The sequence below is a fragment of the Pseudoalteromonas sp. APC 3358 genome, assembly GCF_030408075.1.
In the GTDB taxonomy this organism is placed as follows: Bacteria; Pseudomonadota; Gammaproteobacteria; order Enterobacterales; family Alteromonadaceae; genus Pseudoalteromonas; species Pseudoalteromonas arctica.
This window is the reverse complement of sequence record NZ_JASDCE010000002.1, coordinates 385327-403341: the sequence shown is the minus strand read 5'-3', so window position 1 is coordinate 403341 and position 18015 is coordinate 385327. Positions and strand designations below refer to the sequence as shown.

Below are 18015 nucleotides of genomic sequence, written 5' to 3'. Positions count from 1 at the left end.
CTCGTCAAATATACGACGAGCTTTACTTAGCGCTAACATAAATAAATTATGAATAAGCACAATCATGACAAAAAGCAAAAACAAAGCAACAAAATGGCAAAGTAAATCGACTACATTAACGTTGATGGCTCTCGCGTTTCTATGTGGTTATTCTACTGCTTTATTAGATGTATTTGACTCATTCACGGGAGAAGTTGAATCGTATGAAGTAAAAAAAATTCAACCACTCACATCCACTAACCACGAAAAATTAGATACTCGCCTAGCTAACAAAAACCTAAACGAGCCGCCAGAAAGCAAAGTAAAGGTTATTCCAAACCATACCAACGAAAGTTTTGTTAACCCTGTTGAGGCTCACTTTCAAAGCAGTGACAGCTACGATGCCATATCAATGTTAAACAAAGTGATTATATTATCTGAAATGGGGAATTATGCTGACCAAGGTGAAATAGCAGAAGCACTTGATTCCTTTAAAAACTTACTCGTCACCTCTGCCGATGAACAAGCTAACTTAATTGATCATATGAGGACACTCAGTTTTGAATCAAAAGAATTTCATCATATTGTATCTATTTTACAAGAACTACCTGAACACCAAGGTAGCCTTGCCTTAACGAGTGTTGCGCTTGAGCTTAGTCAAAATGATGATATTAAATCACAAGAACAGTTCTTATTACTTGCCGCAAACCTAAATAATAATATTGAAAATCCACGTATTCAAACTGCCCTTGCTGATATCGCAATTTACGCTGAAGACTCTGAGCACATTGTTTTAGATGCATTAACTTTATTAAAACCTTTTCATATGGATAACTACGAAAAAGAGCAAATGTTAACGCGAATAAATAACCTATTAGCGACTAGCAATACTACTAACCGCAGCCAACTTATTAATAACGCATTAAAATTTAGCAACAACGAAGAACGAGAGCATATGGCAAGCCAATTTATAGATTCAAACTATGATATTGAAACACGCCATGAGATTTTAAGTGGGCTTCACACTGGCATTGTACCGCGCTCAAATCAGATCAAAGAACTGTTATTAAACATAGCTAGTAATCAATCAGACCCGCTAAACCAGGCAGCACAAAGCACGCTAAAAGAGTTGTTTTATATTACCTACCAAGAATATAAACAAATTAAAAATTAAGCAGGCATAGACAAATACTAATCCCTACAAAGCCATTGCAATGGTGAACTGATACTTAAAGTAAAAGGCTTATGGTTCGCGGGTAAAACCGCTTGTAAAAAGGTAATAGCACAAGGCATTATCCATGGAAGGTAGAAAAGGCATAACCTAAAGCTAGAACGCATTAGCTAAAGCTCCTTATTATCTAAAAAGAGCTAAAGCTATTCCTTTTAAATAAAATTGCAGTTAAATACAAAATTTCAAATAGCTAAAGCTCTAAACTAAGCTTTAGCTCATACCAAACAACAGCACAAAGCCAAAATCACCTTTAACTTACTATTTGCCAGGATGGCAAAAAGGATCTTACTTGGAGTTCTGTAAATAACTGTACTATGACTATATACATAATAGAATTAGTTCTTTTACTTTATAAACTTTGATGCTAGCTTTCGAAACTAAACAGGTTCGCCAGCAAAATATCAACTTCAGTGAAAGCATACGAAAATAGGAATATAGTGTGAGTGATAATGAATTAAACAGTTTGAAAGGCTTAAGCACATCTTACGAAGATCAAGAACAATATAATACTGTTATTTTCTGTAGCAATATCGTGAAAAGCACACCCTTCTTAATTGAAAGAGAGATTAAAAAAAATGATGATATTTATTCTTGGAGACCTTTAATTATAAGAAAAGGTGATATCCCGAAAGTATGGCTTTCAACTCTTGTAAAAAACCAAGATGGAGAAGACAATTTCATTGATTTAGTTATTGAGTCAAACTCTGTCCACCCTGAAATAATTGTAGAAAATTCTGTTCATGGGGTTAGGATCTCATTAAAAGCCAGTGATGAGACTATATTGGAGCTAGCTGATCATAAGCCTACGAGTATTGAAGTAATAAAACTAGATCTAAGGCCTGTTAGTTTAAACATATTTGGCGATCACACTGAATTAAAAATAGTTAACAACTCGTTCTCCAGAGGTTCAATTTCCAACTCTAGAGCATTTATAGGGATATAGCTGTGTTAATACAGGAAGTAGTATTTAATGACAAATGTTACAAATTAATAAATTCGAATAAATCACAGAGTGAAAACGTTTATACAATAATTCTTGGTAAAAATGCTTCAGGTAAAAGTGAGTTATTACGTGAATGCATTTCTTCTATTCTTCGAGTGAAAGTTGAGGACGAAAAATTCTCTCCATATAATGATTTATTAGACCCGTATTTAAACGAGAAATATAAATCCCTTTCTCCTCAAAAAACAGCGAAAATAAAGCTTACAATTACATCAAAAAATTGCAATTCGATTATTGTAAAAACATCTAAAACTAACGAACCTAGGAAAATAAAAAACTTCAAAGGTGATGTAACTTATCTCAACGATGAAAGCTTTCGTTATGATTCGAGCATATTATTTTCTGATACAACAGAGAATGAAAAAAAACTATTCATGGACGCTAAATTAATCTCTGTTTCTGAAAGCCCTTATATAAAATTTCCTGAGATGAAAGAGAATGGAACTCTAAATTACCATTACTTACACCATAAAAAAGTAAATGACTCTTCAATGAACTTTTGGAATGATGATGAAAAAGCAGATAACAAAGTTCAAACTCTCACATTATCATTGTTGAAATTACTTTCAAAAAAATTCCCGAAAGCCCCATATACAATTCTTGAATTCGTAGGGTTGACCAGCAATATAAATATTAAATTGAAACTTAGCTCTCAACACTCAAGAAATAGTGAAAACTTATTATCTTTATACGAAAAAGAGCTTAAAAAAAGCACCGAGCACTTCAATTTAAGAGATGAAATTTCAAAAGCAAAGTCAATAATTGATTTATTCAATAATACTCAGGGTAAAGAAAACACATTAAGTCAAAGGTTTTCCTCTGATATTGTTAAGGTACGCTTTACGAAAGATACCCCACCTCAATATTGTCCTAAAAGCCTAGAAAGATTGATTGAGTTTGGGTTTGTTAATTTGGTTGAAACTGAGTTTAAATCATCTGATGAGTGGGTTAATGCTATGAGCTTGAGCTCAGGCCAATTGAGTATATTGAACACTGTTGTAGGCATCGATTCATTATTAGAAGACAACTCAGTAGTATTCATTGATGAACCTGAAATTAGTCTACATCCTGAGTGGCAATCAACCTTTATGCCATTTATTGGTGAGCAATTTAAAAAATATAGTAACTGCCACTTCATAATTGCAACTCACTCTCCGCATATAATTTCTAATGTTAAACCTAATAGCTCATTTGTAGTACTAATTGAAGATAATGATATTAGTACAATCGATGGTGAAGATGTATCAAAAAAATCTACAGATTTACTTCTAACTCAGCTTTTTAAAACTCCGGGTCATAAAAATGAGTACCTTTTAAGGTTATTATTGACGACTTATTCAAAATTGGTAGATAAAATTGAGCTCAATAAAGATGATTTAGACTCTCTAAGAATAGCGAAAAAATATTATCAGGGACTTGATTCTGATGACCCTGTAAAATATATCGCTGAGAAGGCTTTGAATTTATATGCCATTTGAGCCAATTAATTTCAGTGAAAAAGCTTTAGCAATAATTGCTCGCTACGATTTGCAAGACCATAATTTCTGGAGCGAAGCTGAATCAATTGATAAGGTTAGAAAAGAAATAAGAGACCACTATTTACCTATACAGGAGCACAGGTGTGCTTATTGTAACAATCAAAACCTTGAGTCTCATGGACTAGTATGGGATTGCGAGCACTTTCTTCCTAAGAAAGGCTATCCCAAGTTCATGTTTGAACCAAAAAACTTAGTTATCTCATGCAAGTCATGTAATTTAGCAAAGGAAAACTACAAAGCAGAACTTCTTTCTAGAGGTGACAATCCCGAATTTTATCCAGAAGAAGCTAATGACTTTAAGCTAATACATCCTATTTATGAAAGCTATGCTGACTACTTTAAAATTATCTCTAAAAATGATAGCAAAATAATTGAGCCTCTAGATAATTTACCTGAAGAGAGAAAAGAAAAAGCAGAATTCACATTTCGTTGCTGTAATTTTAAAAGGTTTGTTGCAAAGTACGCTGGGTATGACCATTTCAGAGAGGATATTTTGTATGCGATACAGAAATTACAAGAAAATAATGGTGAAATGACCGTAGATGAAATACTTCAGTCACTAGAAAATCCAAACATAGGAATCGAAAGAAAATATTTTTAACCATGCTACACAGCAGTGTACCTCATAGAAAATAAAAATATAACTCATTGATTTAATTGGTAGCCCCTGCAACCACCAAACAGACCAGTTAATAGTTTGATTTTAAATGATTTAAGAGCAAAAAAGGACTGAAGGTGTAACATAGAGTGTAACAAAAAAACATTCTTAAACTTTTTGAAACACTCTAAATAAATCTGAATTAAAATAATTAAATTAAAACTCACTTTATACAGAAATAGTTTATTGCGCGTATTGAATATCAGCTCTAAAGTATCCTGGAACAGGGTAAGTTACATCGGATGGCGCCATATAAAACACATGGAAAAAGTAGGTACCATCTTCAGGTAATTCATATTCAAGGTTTTCTGTACAGCTATAAGCTCCTTCGTTTATGCTAAAACCAATAGCGCTGGTATCTTCACCTGCGCCGCTTCTACACCTAGTCAGCATCAAAGCAGGTATAGACTCTTGCAAATACGAGTTTAAGAACAACTTATCGCCTGTCTTCCCTTCATATACAAAGTAATTATTATTAAGGTCTTTATTGATTTCATTATTCTCAGTAAAGCTTATTTTTCTAGGCGTACTTGGTAAACCACCAGATCCATTTTCAGTTAAAATAGTCCTTTGCTTATTCGCAACAGTATCTATTGTAAAATAACCATAATTAGATCTTGGATATTCAAAGTTAATAGAGTGCTGCCCAGCTTTTAAATCAAGTACAACTCGGTGTTCACAAGCAACACCGATGCTATCAACTCTTATAAATCCACTATCTTCAACCGTACTACTTCGACATCTAGTTTTATCAAGTGTCTTCATCCCAAGTTCAAGCAATGCTGATATGTAAACCTTCGAGTCTTTTTCTAAATTAATAGTAAAATAATTATCGAAAGCATCAACGTTAATTTCATTTTTCTTAGCAAATGAAACTTCACTCGGATTACTTGGCGTCCCTCCAGGATTAAATTCACTTCCTGAGTCAACAGTACCACTGCTGTTATCGGGTACTGAACCATTTACTGACTCGCCTTCACTACTGCCTCCACAACCGGCTAATGCTAATAGTAAAATTGAAGCGGTTATATGTTTCATTATATTCCTTTATTTGTAGTTCAATCTCTAAGTAACAATTACGAAGAGTTTTTATATTAAAATGCTTTATCAGTATATCTATCGTTTTAAATCACATTAACTAGCTAAATTAGAACCTATTAAATGTTCAATCTCTTCTAAATACTTTTCCCACTTGGTTACTAAGGCCCGCGTAACTTCGAACTCATAGCGAGAATAATCATTCCCTTTAAACCAATCATGAGTTTTTTGAGATACTCTGTCTTTATAGCCAGCTCCCTGCCCCCACTCTCTGTATAAAACATTCCAAAGCACCTTATCTGTTTTCATAGTGCTTTCGTAAGCAGAACGACCTTTTGACAAAGCTAGCTGTGCTATTTCATCTATACGTATATCTGTTGTATTTCTAAGTTGCTTAAGTAAAGAGTGTGCTGGTTGTAATTCATTTTGAGCAAGCATATTCTCGATCAAAGTGTTTAAATCGCTTTTGACTGGGTAAATTTTATTTACGCATTGGGCACGTGCTCCCGACGCTATTTCTTGATAATAATCTAGGTTATGCCAATCACCACTTCTATTCACACTAGCCCTAACACTGGCGGCATAGGTCCCTTTTGCGCTAATTGTTTTTACTAAAGGTAAGAAAAATTCGTTTAGCGTAGGTGTAGAGCCTCGAGACTTTTTTAACCAAGGCTCCAAAGTCATTTTTACTTGTCGTTTTGCAAGCTCTGCTGACTCTGATTTCAACTCTAGTTCAATCTCATTAACTGAATTACTAATTTCGGCTAAACGTGCTTGATGGTCCTCACGTAACGCTGATACTTTATCAATTAGCAGCTTAAGTAAGTCAGTCGGCTCATCCTGTTTCGCATCAAAAAATTCAATATCTAATTTATTTACAGCAAACTTTTGTGAAAGCTCACTACTAATTTGATCTGCTTTGATATCACGACCATCTTCTTTATCACCGACAGCTTCTTCATAATCCATAACATCTTCAGCTTCACCTGCGCGGTCTAAAACAAGTAATGCTGATTCTGAATTTATACGAGATTTTAAACCCGCTTGAATTGCGCTATCGATCATTCGTGAACAGGTTTGATCTGGCGCATCATTAAAGCGAGTACAGAAAACACTTAGCACGCGGTCATCTGTTAAACATTGGTCTAAATCAACTCTGTTAACTGTTTGGTCAACTCCCTTTGTATCAACAAAAGTAAGTGTAAAATCGCCGCTATTAATATTGAGCTCAGGTACGTAAAGGGTGATTTTTTTAGCCAGACTAACATTAGGTTGAGTCGCACTATTTATTTGTTTAAATGTATTGTTTAACCACTCTAAGTTTGGCACTGAGCCGTCATTTTCAAAGCTCGTTTGAGTACGTTTTTCTAGCTTAATAATTTTATTAAACTCATTAATTAACTCATCACGGCTAAAGTCTTTTGCAAACACTTTCGCAAAATCAGTGGCAATCCGTTTTCCATCAACTTTTTTACGCTCTATTTTCAGATCAAGCATATTACGTATAGCGCGCTCAACCTCAGCGCTTAATTTAAAGCCTTCCTGATCAGCATCACTGTTATCTGATTTTAAATATAAAGCAAAATCCAGTAAAAAACTTTGCACCTCATCGTTTGTATAAGGTTCAACATCAACCATAGCTTGTTTGCTATGCTTTAAGTGAACTTCACATAATGTAGTTCTACCTGAGCCAGTACTTAATACAGGCGTGCCATTACTCACTAATCCAAGTAAATGACAAATTGATGTTGTTTTACCAGCACCAACATTACCGATAAACGCTATTTTATGATTTTTATCGTCTAAGTAGCTTTCACTACGCTCATACAATTCGGCGTGGTTTTCGAGCTGTTTTCGAGTCGCACTTTGCATGTGCTCAGTCATTAATGTTTCTATTTTTTTAATTACGTTTGTATTCATTACTTTTTAACTTCCATTATTTAATGCGTAATAATGTAAGTGAGTCTATGTAAACTCACTTTTAAATATTGTACTTACAACGCCTGTTCGACTATGCCGTCGGTTAGGTGAAGTTTAGTGGTTTGTGCGTCGGTTAAACGGGCTTTGAGTTGTTCGCACAGTGCCATTAATTCATCGACTTTAGCGACAATGCGGTGCTGTTCTTCTAGTGGTGGTATAATAAAATAATGTTTAGAAAAGTCGTCAAACCGTAAACTCTCAACTGTCGTTCCCATTTTTGTTAAGTTTTTTAATATATATGCTTCAAAGCCTTTCATCATCAACAAGATATAATCAACAATTGACTTATCAATCAAACTTAAAACCTTTAAATCTTGATTAACAGTACATATAGATTTAGTTATCGCTACAGGGAACTTTCTCCTTAATATTCCACTTCTAGCAACAAACAATAGCGACTCCGGAGCTATTTCAGCTAACCCATTAGTGATTGCGAGTCTAGTAACATGATCTTCGCTATCAAAAATTTCCTCAACTTTCATATCTTTTGGCGTAACCCAAGGTATATCGCCATTCCAATACTGTGAATTCGCCTTACTAGGTGTTTTACCTCCAGTGAACAAACCAATATGTGACAATGTTACCCACTCCCACCCCTCTGGTAATTCAAACGGTTTTTCTTCGTCGGTAATTTCTGGCAGTGGCTTTTGCTTCTTGATTTTTTTATCTTTAATTAGTTGGGCTTTTTCTGCTGCTATGCGCTCTAGGAGTTTGGCGGCGGGTTCGTCGTTCGGGTTTTGTGGGACGAGTTTGCCCATTACTGCTAGTTGTAAAATGGTTTTCTTTAGCGTGTCAATGCTGGCGGTGGTGGTGAATAGCGTGTCGAAGTGCTCGCTTAAACGCTGCCAGTTTTGTTGAAACTGTGCTGTGGATTGTTCCGGTGTTGCTCCTTGGTCTGGTGCTTTCAGCAAGGCCTCTAACAGCACTTCAACTAATGTTTGATGTGCCGTAATACTGTTTTCAGTTTGCGCCTCAAGCTCATCACACAAGCTCATTAACTCATCGACTTTAGCAACGATACGGCGTTGTTCTAATTCGGAGGGAATAGCTATTGGGAATAGGTTCATAGCCTTCAAACCTAAGTTTTTAATTGTGCTTCCCGAAGCCTTAGAAAACGCATATTCACGAAAATAGGGGGACTCAATAAGACGTTTAAAAAATAATTTTTCTAAACCAGAACACAAGTTAAAATAGCAAGCACTTTTACCGAGCATAACCGGTTCATTATTATAAAAAGCAACATTCCCCAATGTCCCATTGATTGAAACCAAGACAGTTCTATCACCTAGGTCTTTCTTATATTTTTTATATTCACTATCGCTAACCCTTTTAGTTTCAGGCTTGATAGTTAAAACTCCATCAAGGAGGTTATTACCATTTACAAAAAAGTACATTCCTTTTTCGTCATAAACTGGGGTTCCATGTAGCCCATCGCCCAGTAATGTCACTAGAGATTGAAGCCTCACCCACTCCCACCCTTTCGGCAATTCAAACGGTTTTTCATCCTCACTAATTTCTGGTAGTGCTTTAGGCTTTTTAATTTTCTTATCTTTAACTAACTGCGTTTTTTCAGCGGCTATTCGCTCAAGCAACACTGAGGCGGGTTCGTCATTTGGATCTTGCGGCACTAACTTGCCACGTACTGCGAGCTCTAAAATAAGTTCACGCAGCTTTTTAATACCGTGAAGTGAAAACTTTTTAGATGAGCCACGCCCTGAGGATGATTTTTGCTCAATGGCCGTCGTCCAAATATCAAGATGTTCGGTGATTAACTGCTCAGAGCTAAGGCTTTCTGCGTTTATGTTTGTTTTACTATCAGTCATTACTTGCCCTCAGTATCTTTTGAAAGGGCTGCTGACAATATGCCTTTAAGCTGGTCACGCAGTGCTTGTATGTCTGCTTGCTGCTTTGAATAATCAGCTAATAGCTCTTCTGGGTTATGGCTGATTACCTCGCCTACATGCGGGTTTTTAATGTCGAGGTTATAGTTACGGGCAATAATATCGTCGATTGATACTTTCCATGCTTGTTCGGTCTCCGTACGGCTGGCAAAGCCGTCTGCCTCATTGCCCCACCATTCAAGTTCAGTTTTAAACTCTTCAAACTTCATGGGTTTGGTTTTGTTGTAGTTTTTAACACCTGCTGGGTATGGGTGCTCGTAAAACCACACGTCTTTTGTTGGCGTGCCTTTGGTAAAAAACAGAATGTTAGTTTTAATACTTGTGTACGGGGCAAATACACCATTGGGTAAGCGTACTATGGTGTGTAAGTTACATTCCTCTACCAATAGCTTTTTAATTTTGGTTTTAACGCCTTCACCAAATAAGGTGCCATCTGGCAATACTACTGCTGCGCGCCCTTTGGTGTTGAGCACTTCTATAATGAGCTGTAAGAACAAGTCTGCTGTTTCGCGAGTTTGCATGTCGCTTGGGAAGTTTTTTTCGATGCCGTCTTCTTCAGTGCCGCCAAATGGTGGGTTGGTGATGATGACATCTACTTGGTCGTCCCAGCTTGAAAGCTGTTTATTTAACGTATTGCCGTGTTTAACTTGTACCGGTACTTCAATGCCGTGAAGCATCATATTGGTAGTACACAGTAAGTGCGGAAGTTGTTTTTTCTCTACACCGTGTATTTGCTTTTGAAGTATTTGGTGGTCGTCGCCCGACTTAACATAGTTTGCTTTTACATGATCGAACGCACACGTTAAAAAGCCGCCAGTACCACAAGCAGGGTCCATGATTGACTCGCCTAGTTTTGGGTCTGTTACTGCCACTATAAATTTAGTGATGGCGCGCGGGGTGTAAAATTCGCCCGCGTTGCCTGCGCTTTGTAAGTCTTTTAATATTTGCTCGTACAGGTCGCCAAATAAGTGGCGCTCTTTTGAGTCGGTAAAGTCTATTTCGTTTAGTTTATTAATAACCTGGCGCAGCAGCGTGCCGTTTTTCATGTAGTTAAAGGCATCGCTAAAAGCTTGGGTGACTACATAGCCGCGTGGGTTTTTATCTATAGGTGCGGTTAGGTTTTTAAGCTCAGGGAATAGCTTATCGTTTACAAATTCTAACAGCTCATCGCCTGTTATGCCTTCGTTGTCAGCCGCCCAGTTACGCCATAAAAATTGCTCTGGGATTGGCTCGCGATAGTCATCTAATTCTAGTTCCAGCTCTTCTTCTTGCGCGTCGAATACTTTTAAAAATAGTAACCACGACATTTGACCAAGGCGTTGTGCGTCGCCATCGACACCGGCGTCTTTACGCATGATATCTTGAATGGATTTAATAGCTGAACTGATAGACATAGTATTCTCTTGTTTGATTATTTTTATAAACAGCGGCTAAAGGCAAATATGAAAGCTGTTTAATTTAAATGGTTTAATGCTTTGCTGTGGCTAATACATAGCGACAGCAAACATAAATTTAGGCTGTTTTAGGCGCTGGCATTTGGTAAATTTCGGCTTCGAGCTCTTTGAGTGCTTGCTCGTATTGTGGTTTGCCACCAAAGCCTTTTTTTACTATTTCACTTAGGCTGCCAATTTCGTTAAACGGCGCAACTTTGAGTGCTTGCATAGATTCTATTTCTTGCACGCCTACATCGGCGTATTTTAACAGAAGGTTCTCAAGTACAGTGTGTGCGGTACCCGAATATTTAGTGAAATAGTTACGCTTTTGTACGTTATCTGCGCGCTCTTTACGGGTTAGTGGAGGTTGGTCATAAACTACATGGCAAATCATATCAAAGGGGTCCATGTCTTTGCCTACTTCTTCCTCAAGCGCTGACCAAATAATCCCTTCTTCGGAAAGCTCGTCGATGATTGCTTGTTTGCGATCTGACTCGTTCCAACGCTTTACAAAGTCGTCAAGTGAACTGAACTGCTTACTCATGGTTTTACGGGTGTAATCTATAAATGACTCGGTAACAAGTTTACCGTCGGTATCGTAATACTGGACTCGCTCTGCCACTTTATTAACGGTAACACCTGATACGCGGTACTTAACCATTTTGTTAGTTTCGTCGTCCCATTCGCCATCAAGGCTGCCATCGCCTTTGGGGTCGTTAATAGTGTCGTTGTTGGCATCGGTTGTATCGTCAGTGGTTTGGTCGCCAAATACGTTGTCTGGTGTTTCTGCGCTGGTTGTATCATCTTGTGATTCAAGATCAACGTCTTCGTCTTCAATATCAGTGGGCGTTACTTTTATTATTTTTTCTGGTGTGCCATCAAAGCGTTCATCGGCAAATAATTCGGTGGCTTTTTTAAAGTCGAGTATCGTAAACCAAAGCTTACCGTAGCGGTCGTCAATACGGGTACCACGACCAATAATTTGTTTAAACTTGGTCATTGATTGTATGTTTTGATCAAGCACTACTAACTTACAGGTTTTAGCGTCTACCCCTGTTGTCATAAGTTCTGAGGTGGTAGCAATTACAGGGTAAGCACGCTTAGGACTACAAAAATTATAAAGTTGAGCTTTACCTAATTCATCATCGCCAGTGATCTTCATCACATATTTATCGTTTTTAGCCATTTGCTCTGGATTTAGATTGGCAATGGCACGACGCATACGCTCGGCGTGATCTATGTCGTTACAAAATACAATGGTTTTAGCCATAGGATCTGTACGCTTTAAATAGTTAGTAATAGTTTCTGCCACCAGCATGGTCCGCTCATCAATCACCATTGTGCGATCAAAGTCTTTTTGGTTGTATATTCGGTCTTGTATTACTTCACCGTTATTATCAACCTGGCCCTTAGTGGGTCGCCAGCCTTGTAGGTCTACATCAAGATCGACACGTACCACTTTGTATGGGGATAAAAAGCCATCCTCTATGCCTTCTTTAAGTGAATATGTATAGGCGGGGTCGCCAAAATAGTCAGAGTTTGATACTTCGTTAGTTTCTTTTGGTGTAGCAGTTAAGCCAATTTGAGCCGCGCTTTTAAAATAAGTAAGTATTTCACGCCAAGCACTTTCTTCGCTTGCGCTTCCTCGGTGGCACTCGTCAATAATAATAAGGTCGAAAAAGTCAGGGTCTACGTTTTTAAAGGCTTTTTGATGTTCTTCAGGCCCTGTCAAACCTTGATAAAGTGCTAGATGTATTTCGTAAGCGGGATCAATTGTTCTGCCTGTAATTTTGGTCATAGCTGTATCGAACGGCGCAAAATCACCACTTTGAGTTTGATCTATCAAAGCTGTACGGTCGGCTAGGAATAAAATGCGCTTCTTAGCGCGTGACTTCCATAAGCGCCAAATGATTTGAAACGCGGTATAGGTTTTACCGGTTCCTGTTGCCATAACAAGAAGTACGCGGTCTTTACCTGACGATATAGCCTCTACTGTTTTATTAATCGCTTGAAGCTGATAGTAACGCGGGTGTTTGCCGCTGCCATCATCATAATAGGCTTGGTTTATTATAGGGAGTTGCGATTCTGTATAGCCCTTGAAGGCACAATATTTAGCCCAAAGCTCTTGCGGTGACGGGAAGTCTTCTAAGCGTATTTCAGATTCGAGGTTATGCGCATCAGGCGTGCCTAGCTTGGTTTTATCATGGAAAATAAAGCCATCACCATTAGAGGCGAATATAAACGGCACATCGAGTAGCCTAGCGTAATCTAAGCCTTGTTGTAGGCCTTTGCCTACTTCATGCTTATTCGCTTTAGCTTCAATGACAGCAAGCGGCATACTGGGTTTATGGTAAAGCACTATGTCAGCCGATTTAACCGTTTTACGTACACCAAGTTGCCCACGTACGATTACTTTACCGTCACGTAGTTTAACCTCTTGCCGTATTTGAGTTATGTCGTCCCATCCTGCGGTTTTAACTGCGGGTAGAATAAACTTACTGATTATATCGGTTTCGCTGAGCTTTCTTTTATCCATAACTTAAACCATCCCTAAATACTACGCTATGAGTGCGCACAACTCGTTGATTCAACGCGTTTCATGCTATTTAGTGATGCTATATAAAATACGGTTAATAAGCAAAAATAAAAGGTAGAACAAACCGTTTATTTGGTGCTAACTTTGTTCTTCTATGTAAACAAACCACTATACTTACATAGCCTTAAGGAAAAAATGTGTTCCATATTTGTTCCGCACTGTTCCGCTTAACTCTAACCAAATTCGCTTATTAATTCGCAGCTACCTACAATTTAATATTTGGTCGCTTTTAGTTAGCAGTTTATAGCTGGTGATGACATTTTATATACCATCAAATGTTTTGAAATGTTTTGATTTTAGAAAGTTTTTTGAAGAACCGGCAAACCAAAGTAAATTTAAGTTTGCCTAGGTACTACTTCATGGAGTCTTAGCTACACTAAATGTTTAGGTATCTAGCTCTCCGTAATCAGCTAACCACTCAGCATTAGTTTGGTCCTGGGGCTTTGCTTTCTTACCCTCTTTTAGTGATGCTATAGGGGGGAAGGTATTACCTCTTACCGCATCACCTTGATTACTTATATCGTAGTTATTAGAACCCGTAGTAGTTAATGCTCGTGGTTTATTATGCCCGTAGCTATCAATACACGTAGTTTGATCTTCCGCTACGCCTTGCCATGTATGGTTATTGAATGATTCCTTGCCACTACGGGATGCCACTTCACTTTGCTCCCTTGAACTGCCACATGTGGAGGCCGCTAGAATGCCACCGCCTAGCCCCCTATTTGCCACTGATATGCCACAGCTAAATGCCTCAAGTATTTGCTCATGTGTAATATTTGCTAAGCAAAGTGTTTGAGTATATAGCTTACTACCTTCACTAACTTCAGCTTGCCAAACATAGTTTTTCATTATGTTTATCTTTTTATAAAGCTCGCTGGGCCTTCTAGGTTTTGGTAGATTAGATAGATTCCAAAACTTTAATAGTGCTCCTTTAGCTGCTGGATTAAAACGCTTACCAGTTAAGCGTCCGTGCCTTGTTTTGCGGTTCAGCGATACATTAAATATTGTGAAGTAATCTTCATGGGTGTGTAGATCAATAAAACTCATAGTTAGGCCATCAAACCTATTTGAGTATCGTCCCACTGTAAAATTTAAGAACTGATATATTGGTTGCTGAACCACATCACAAATCTGCTTAAGCAAATAGCCTTGATTACTATACAACCAACTGTCTGGCACCGGCCTACCGCTTTTAGGAATAATATTTAATTGACCGTTAGTGATGCTAATAACGTCACCACGGTTAATTAAATCATTAAGCTTAACCATATAACCTCCTAATTCCCCAGGAGGTGCTTTATTGGTTTTAAAAGCTCAGCTTTTTGATCTGCCGTCAATTCAGCTATTTTGCGACGTATACGGCTTTTGTTTACAGCTTTAATGATAATTTCAGCTATTTCTAAAGAAGAATAACTATATTTGGAGTGAACACCAATACCGTCTCTGTTGGGTATTTTTTCACGGTTAAATTTAAAGAAATATTCGCGTTCAAGATTTGTGAAATAATTTCTTCCGCTTATTAAACCTGCGTTATTCAAAATATCTAATTCAGTTGCGCCAGCTGGGTGAGCTAGAATGTATAAATTAGCCCGCTCTGTTTTAGATTCCGGCTTTTTAGGGGCTGGATTAGCGGCTTTAATTCCGCTGAAAGCACTCATTATAGTGCCTCTTTGTGGTGTTTAAAATTAGGTAGATTTGTAAGCCATTGCTGAACGTCGCTTTCAAGCCAACCCACTGAATTTAAACCTAACTGCTTTCTAATAGGAAATAACCCAGCCCTTTCTTTACGCCAGATAGTTGCGCGACTTAAGCCTGTAAGTTCTGTTACTTCTTGAATACGTAATATTTTATTGCTCATTGTAATTCGCCTTGTTCCGTTATAGTTCAAGTCGAATATTAGAGATTCAGAAATAAAAATCTCGGAAGCTAACGTTAGCTTCGTCGAAGCTAACACAACTCATTGTAAGTATTTAACTTTTTTTAATAGTTATAATTTTTCTAATATGATCAGCCATTGTATTTACCTCTAATGGTGTAGGCGATATTTTTGTACTTCTTTGATTAACTTTACAACCATCGGGCCAATGCGTTTTAGAGTTTTCATATATAGATTCAGCTATTTGAGCAGCTCTTACTTCTCCATTTTTTAAACAATTTTCATAATTATTTGCAAGTTCATAAAAAGCAGCATCAAGAATAGATCTTCTGGTATCTTCATGCCTATTTGTAGACATAGGGCGTTTTTTAGTCTTACTCCCTTCTTGATTAATAGCTAAAGCTTGCTGATTTGATAATAAAAAAGAATTTAAATCAGGAAACACTATATCTGGATATAAAAGGTTTTCCTTAGATACTCCTTCAATCGCCTTATCTAAGTTATTGCTATATAAAGTCCACAATTGTCCATCCAATGACTCAACTCGATCAATCCCACCTAAGGCTAAATTAATCCCTCTTTCCTTTAATTCCATCTCACCTTCACCATAAGTAATCATTGTTCTAAAACGGTGAAAACAATATTGCCCATATTCTAAAGGAACTTTATAAACACCTTCTAAACTGTATAGATCGTCCTCATCAAAAAGTTCTGCACTGGAACTGGAACCATAAATATCTCGCTTGTGAACAAATGAATCATGACCGCTAGTAAATACTTTTTTTTCTGTATTAATAGGAGTATACGAAGTTACTCCATCATTAATATTCTCTGAGTAATAGGGTTTTTTTACCGCTGAAGAAACTATATCATTCAGTTTCTTAGGTAAATTTTCTTTTTCCCCGTCCTCAGCCAAGGCTAAAATATCGCCTATAATATCTCCAATTTTTCCATCTTTCATAAGGAGAGCTAAATCGTTGATCGCATTATAGGGTTCTCCTATCCGGCTATAGGGAAAGCTCTTCTTTCCATGCTTCCCGTTTAGCTCAATATATAAATCAATATCGCCACTTAAATAAAGGTCGATTAATTTAATAGTCTTACTGTTTATATCTACCTCTTTATCAAATGAGAACATCGATAAAGCGACATTGAAAGTTATAAATCCTTTCATTAGACTTCCTTAAATTACTTTTAAATGCTGACTACCAGTAACAGAATAATTACCTTTACTAGCTTCTTCAATATGTTCAGACCACCAGCACATCATTTTACGTCTGCGTTCTAAATAATCAGTTCGATTATAAGCACCGCGCACTTTATTACTGTCTACATGCGCCAAAGCAGCTTCTATAACATCAGAATCAAACCCTCGTTCGTTCAATGTAGTGCTGGCTAACGCTCTTAAACCATGCGCAGTTTGTTTACCTATTAACCCCATACGTCTGAATGCTGCGCCCAATGTTTCACGACTAGCATGTGTTCTAGGATCTTTATCCGCAGGGAATATAAACTCTCGATGACCACTAATAGGCTTAAGATATTCGAGTATGGCTAATGCTTGCGGGGTGAGTGGTACCGCGTGGGGTTTGCGCTTTTTCATTCGTTCGGCTGAAATATTCCATAGCTTATTTTCAAAGTCTATTTCATGCCAGGCTGCGCCAGCTGCTTCTCCTGGACGAACCATAGTATGTAGTTGCCATTCAAATAAGCATCGCGTCATTAACTTAATACTCGCGTTATTCACTGTACTAATAAGTTTAGGAAGCTCTTGAGGAGTGAAGCTAGCCATACTTTCATGGGTAGCTGAGTCGAATGCTTTACTGATGCCACTTAAATTATTTGATTGTATTCGCCCAGTATTTATAGCAAATTCCATCACCTCGTTAATCCGACGGCATATACGCCCAAGTATATCTAGCTTATCAGCTGCGGCTAAAGGCTTTAATGTCTCAATAGTTTGTTGCGCCGATAGCTTACTTATAGGTACCTTGCCCAAATAAGGAAAAAGATGAAGCTCAAAACCCCTGCGTAAATTAAAAGCATACTTCGCAGTTACCTTTGGCTCTTTAAGGGCTATCCACTCTCTAACGACTGCTTCAAATGTATTTTTAGCTTCAGCAGCCTTATCATTATTAAATGCCTCTTTATGCTCTTTGGGATCTATATCTTTTGCTAATAGAGCCCTAGCCTCACCTCGGCTTTTTCGAGCATCAAATAAAGTTACATCTGGATACATACCAAAACTAATCTGGGCTCTTTTTTTTGTATAAGGTTTGGAGTATGTGAACAACCACATTTTTGAACCATTGGGCTTAACTCGTAGAGCTAGGCCTTTGCCATCAGCCAAAAGATATTCTTTATCTTTTGGTTTAGCTTTTTTGATTTGCGTGTCATTTAATGGGGTAACTAATTTAGGCATTTAACGCTCCACTGTCGAACGGGCAACCAACGCTTATAAAGCAAGAAAATATAAAAATCTTAATTCTTTCTATAATTTTCATTTGGTTACGGTTTAATGTTACACCGAAAGTACAAAATATGATCGGTGTAACATCCAGTGTAACTAAAAACTTGCACTATGGCGATACCTCTTAAAACAGAGTGAAAGCTAAAGACCTTTATTTTAATGGGTTTCAAGAGTTTTTTGGTACAACGTGAAGTGGTATGAAATGTGTTTTTGGTAGCCCCTGCAAGAATCGAACTTGCAACTGCCCCTTAGGAGGGGGCCGTTATATCCATTTAACTAAGAGGCCACAAATAAGCTGTGTGCTTAGGAGTG

General features: G+C 37.5%; 14 protein-coding genes and 1 tRNA gene. 4 read left to right on the top strand and 11 right to left on the bottom strand.

Translation table 11 applies throughout. The features are described from left to right. Positions 1–64 precede the first annotated feature (64 nt). The 4 genes from QL995_RS04505 (at position 65) to QL995_RS04490 (ending at position 4352) form a co-directional block, all read left to right on the top strand. On the top strand, positions 65–1153 hold the full coding sequence (locus QL995_RS04505; protein ID WP_290293207.1) for a hypothetical protein: 1089 nt from the start codon (positions 65–67) through the stop codon (positions 1151–1153). Between the two features lie 496 nt (positions 1154–1649). Next, positions 1650–2153: a hypothetical protein gene (locus tag QL995_RS04500; RefSeq protein WP_290293205.1), complete on the top strand. Its 504-nt coding sequence runs from the start codon at positions 1650–1652 to the stop codon at positions 2151–2153. 2 nt (positions 2154–2155) lie between these two features. Then, complete coding sequence (locus QL995_RS04495) at positions 2156–3691, top strand: AAA family ATPase (protein ID WP_290293203.1); 1536 nt, start codon at positions 2156–2158, stop codon at positions 3689–3691. Beyond that, on the top strand, positions 3681–4352 hold the full coding sequence (locus QL995_RS04490; RefSeq protein WP_290293202.1) for a hypothetical protein: 672 nt from the start codon (positions 3681–3683) through the stop codon (positions 4350–4352). The genes QL995_RS04495 and QL995_RS04490 overlap by 11 nt, the downstream gene beginning before the upstream one ends. Before the next feature lie 240 nt (positions 4353–4592). On the opposite strand, the gene QL995_RS04485 is transcribed toward QL995_RS04490, so the two are convergent. The 11 genes from QL995_RS04485 to QL995_RS04435 all read right to left on the bottom strand — a co-directional run bounded on the left by QL995_RS04485 (position 4593) and on the right by QL995_RS04435 (position 17989). Continuing rightward, complete coding sequence (locus tag QL995_RS04485) at positions 4593–5447, bottom strand: hypothetical protein (RefSeq protein WP_290293200.1); 855 nt, start codon at positions 5445–5447, stop codon at positions 4593–4595. Positions 5448–5543: 96 nt separating this feature from the next. Then, positions 5544–7367, bottom strand: coding sequence for a hypothetical protein (locus tag QL995_RS04480; protein WP_290293198.1), 1824 nt, complete (start codon positions 7365–7367; stop codon positions 5544–5546). A gap of 74 nt (positions 7368–7441) precedes the next feature. Then, positions 7442–9250 (bottom strand): restriction endonuclease subunit S, encoded by a 1809-nt coding sequence (locus tag QL995_RS04475; protein WP_290293196.1) that lies wholly within the window; start codon positions 9248–9250, stop codon positions 7442–7444. Then, positions 9250–10722: an N-6 DNA methylase gene (locus tag QL995_RS04470; protein ID WP_290293193.1), complete on the bottom strand. Its 1473-nt coding sequence runs from the start codon at positions 10720–10722 to the stop codon at positions 9250–9252. The genes QL995_RS04475 and QL995_RS04470 overlap by 1 nt, the downstream gene beginning before the upstream one ends. A 118-nt stretch (positions 10723–10840) precedes the next feature. Further along, positions 10841–13297, bottom strand: coding sequence for an EcoAI/FtnUII family type I restriction enzme subunit R (gene hsdR, locus QL995_RS04465; protein WP_290293190.1), 2457 nt, complete (start codon positions 13295–13297; stop codon positions 10841–10843). 444 nt (positions 13298–13741) lie between these two features. Then, entirely contained in the window at positions 13742–14626 is an 885-nt protein-coding gene (locus QL995_RS04460; RefSeq protein ID WP_290293187.1) for a hypothetical protein, read from the bottom strand. An 8-nt stretch (positions 14627–14634) separates the two neighbouring features. Beyond that, entirely contained in the window at positions 14635–15015 is a 381-nt protein-coding gene (locus QL995_RS04455; RefSeq protein ID WP_290293186.1) for a hypothetical protein, read from the bottom strand. Continuing rightward, positions 15015–15215 (bottom strand): AlpA family phage regulatory protein, encoded by a 201-nt coding sequence (locus QL995_RS04450; protein ID WP_290173808.1) that lies wholly within the window; start codon positions 15213–15215, stop codon positions 15015–15017. The genes QL995_RS04455 and QL995_RS04450 overlap by 1 nt, the downstream gene beginning before the upstream one ends. Before the next feature lie 112 nt (positions 15216–15327). Continuing rightward, positions 15328–16407: a hypothetical protein gene (locus tag QL995_RS04445; protein ID WP_290293183.1), complete on the bottom strand. Its 1080-nt coding sequence runs from the start codon at positions 16405–16407 to the stop codon at positions 15328–15330. Between the two features lie 9 nt (positions 16408–16416). After that, positions 16417–17655: an integrase domain-containing protein gene (locus QL995_RS04440; protein ID WP_290293179.1), complete on the bottom strand. Its 1239-nt coding sequence runs from the start codon at positions 17653–17655 to the stop codon at positions 16417–16419. A 259-nt stretch (positions 17656–17914) separates the two neighbouring features. Continuing rightward, positions 17915–17989, bottom strand: a tRNA-Arg gene (locus QL995_RS04435). Between the last annotated feature and the right edge of the window lie 26 nt (positions 17990–18015).

What these genes read in the sequence shown, in the direction of transcription:
- QL995_RS04480 (WP_290293198.1), bottom strand. Translation starts at nt 7,367, where the DNA reads ATGAATACAAACGTAATTAAAAAAATAGAAACATTAATGACTGAGCAC.
- QL995_RS04445 (WP_290293183.1), bottom strand. Translation starts at nt 16,407, where the DNA reads ATGAAAGGATTTATAACTTTCAATGTCGCTTTATCGATGTTCTCATTT.
- QL995_RS04450 (WP_290173808.1), bottom strand. Translation starts at nt 15,215, where the DNA reads ATGAGCAATAAAATATTACGTATTCAAGAAGTAACAGAACTTACAGGC.
- QL995_RS04470 (WP_290293193.1), bottom strand. Translation starts at nt 10,722, where the DNA reads ATGTCTATCAGTTCAGCTATTAAATCCATTCAAGATATCATGCGTAAA.
- QL995_RS04490 (WP_290293202.1), top strand. Translation starts at nt 3,681, where the DNA reads ATGCCATTTGAGCCAATTAATTTCAGTGAAAAAGCTTTAGCAATAATT.
- QL995_RS04505 (WP_290293207.1), top strand. Translation starts at nt 65, where the DNA reads ATGACAAAAAGCAAAAACAAAGCAACAAAATGGCAAAGTAAATCGACT.
- QL995_RS04455 (WP_290293186.1), bottom strand. Translation starts at nt 15,015, where the DNA reads ATGAGTGCTTTCAGCGGAATTAAAGCCGCTAATCCAGCCCCTAAAAAG.
- QL995_RS04460 (WP_290293187.1), bottom strand. Translation starts at nt 14,626, where the DNA reads ATGGTTAAGCTTAATGATTTAATTAACCGTGGTGACGTTATTAGCATC.
- QL995_RS04475 (WP_290293196.1), bottom strand. Translation starts at nt 9,250, where the DNA reads ATGACTGATAGTAAAACAAACATAAACGCAGAAAGCCTTAGCTCTGAG.
- QL995_RS04440 (WP_290293179.1), bottom strand. Translation starts at nt 17,655, where the DNA reads ATGCCTAAATTAGTTACCCCATTAAATGACACGCAAATCAAAAAAGCT.
- hsdR (WP_290293190.1), bottom strand. Translation starts at nt 13,297, where the DNA reads ATGGATAAAAGAAAGCTCAGCGAAACCGATATAATCAGTAAGTTTATT.
- QL995_RS04485 (WP_290293200.1), bottom strand. Translation starts at nt 5,447, where the DNA reads ATGAAACATATAACCGCTTCAATTTTACTATTAGCATTAGCCGGTTGT.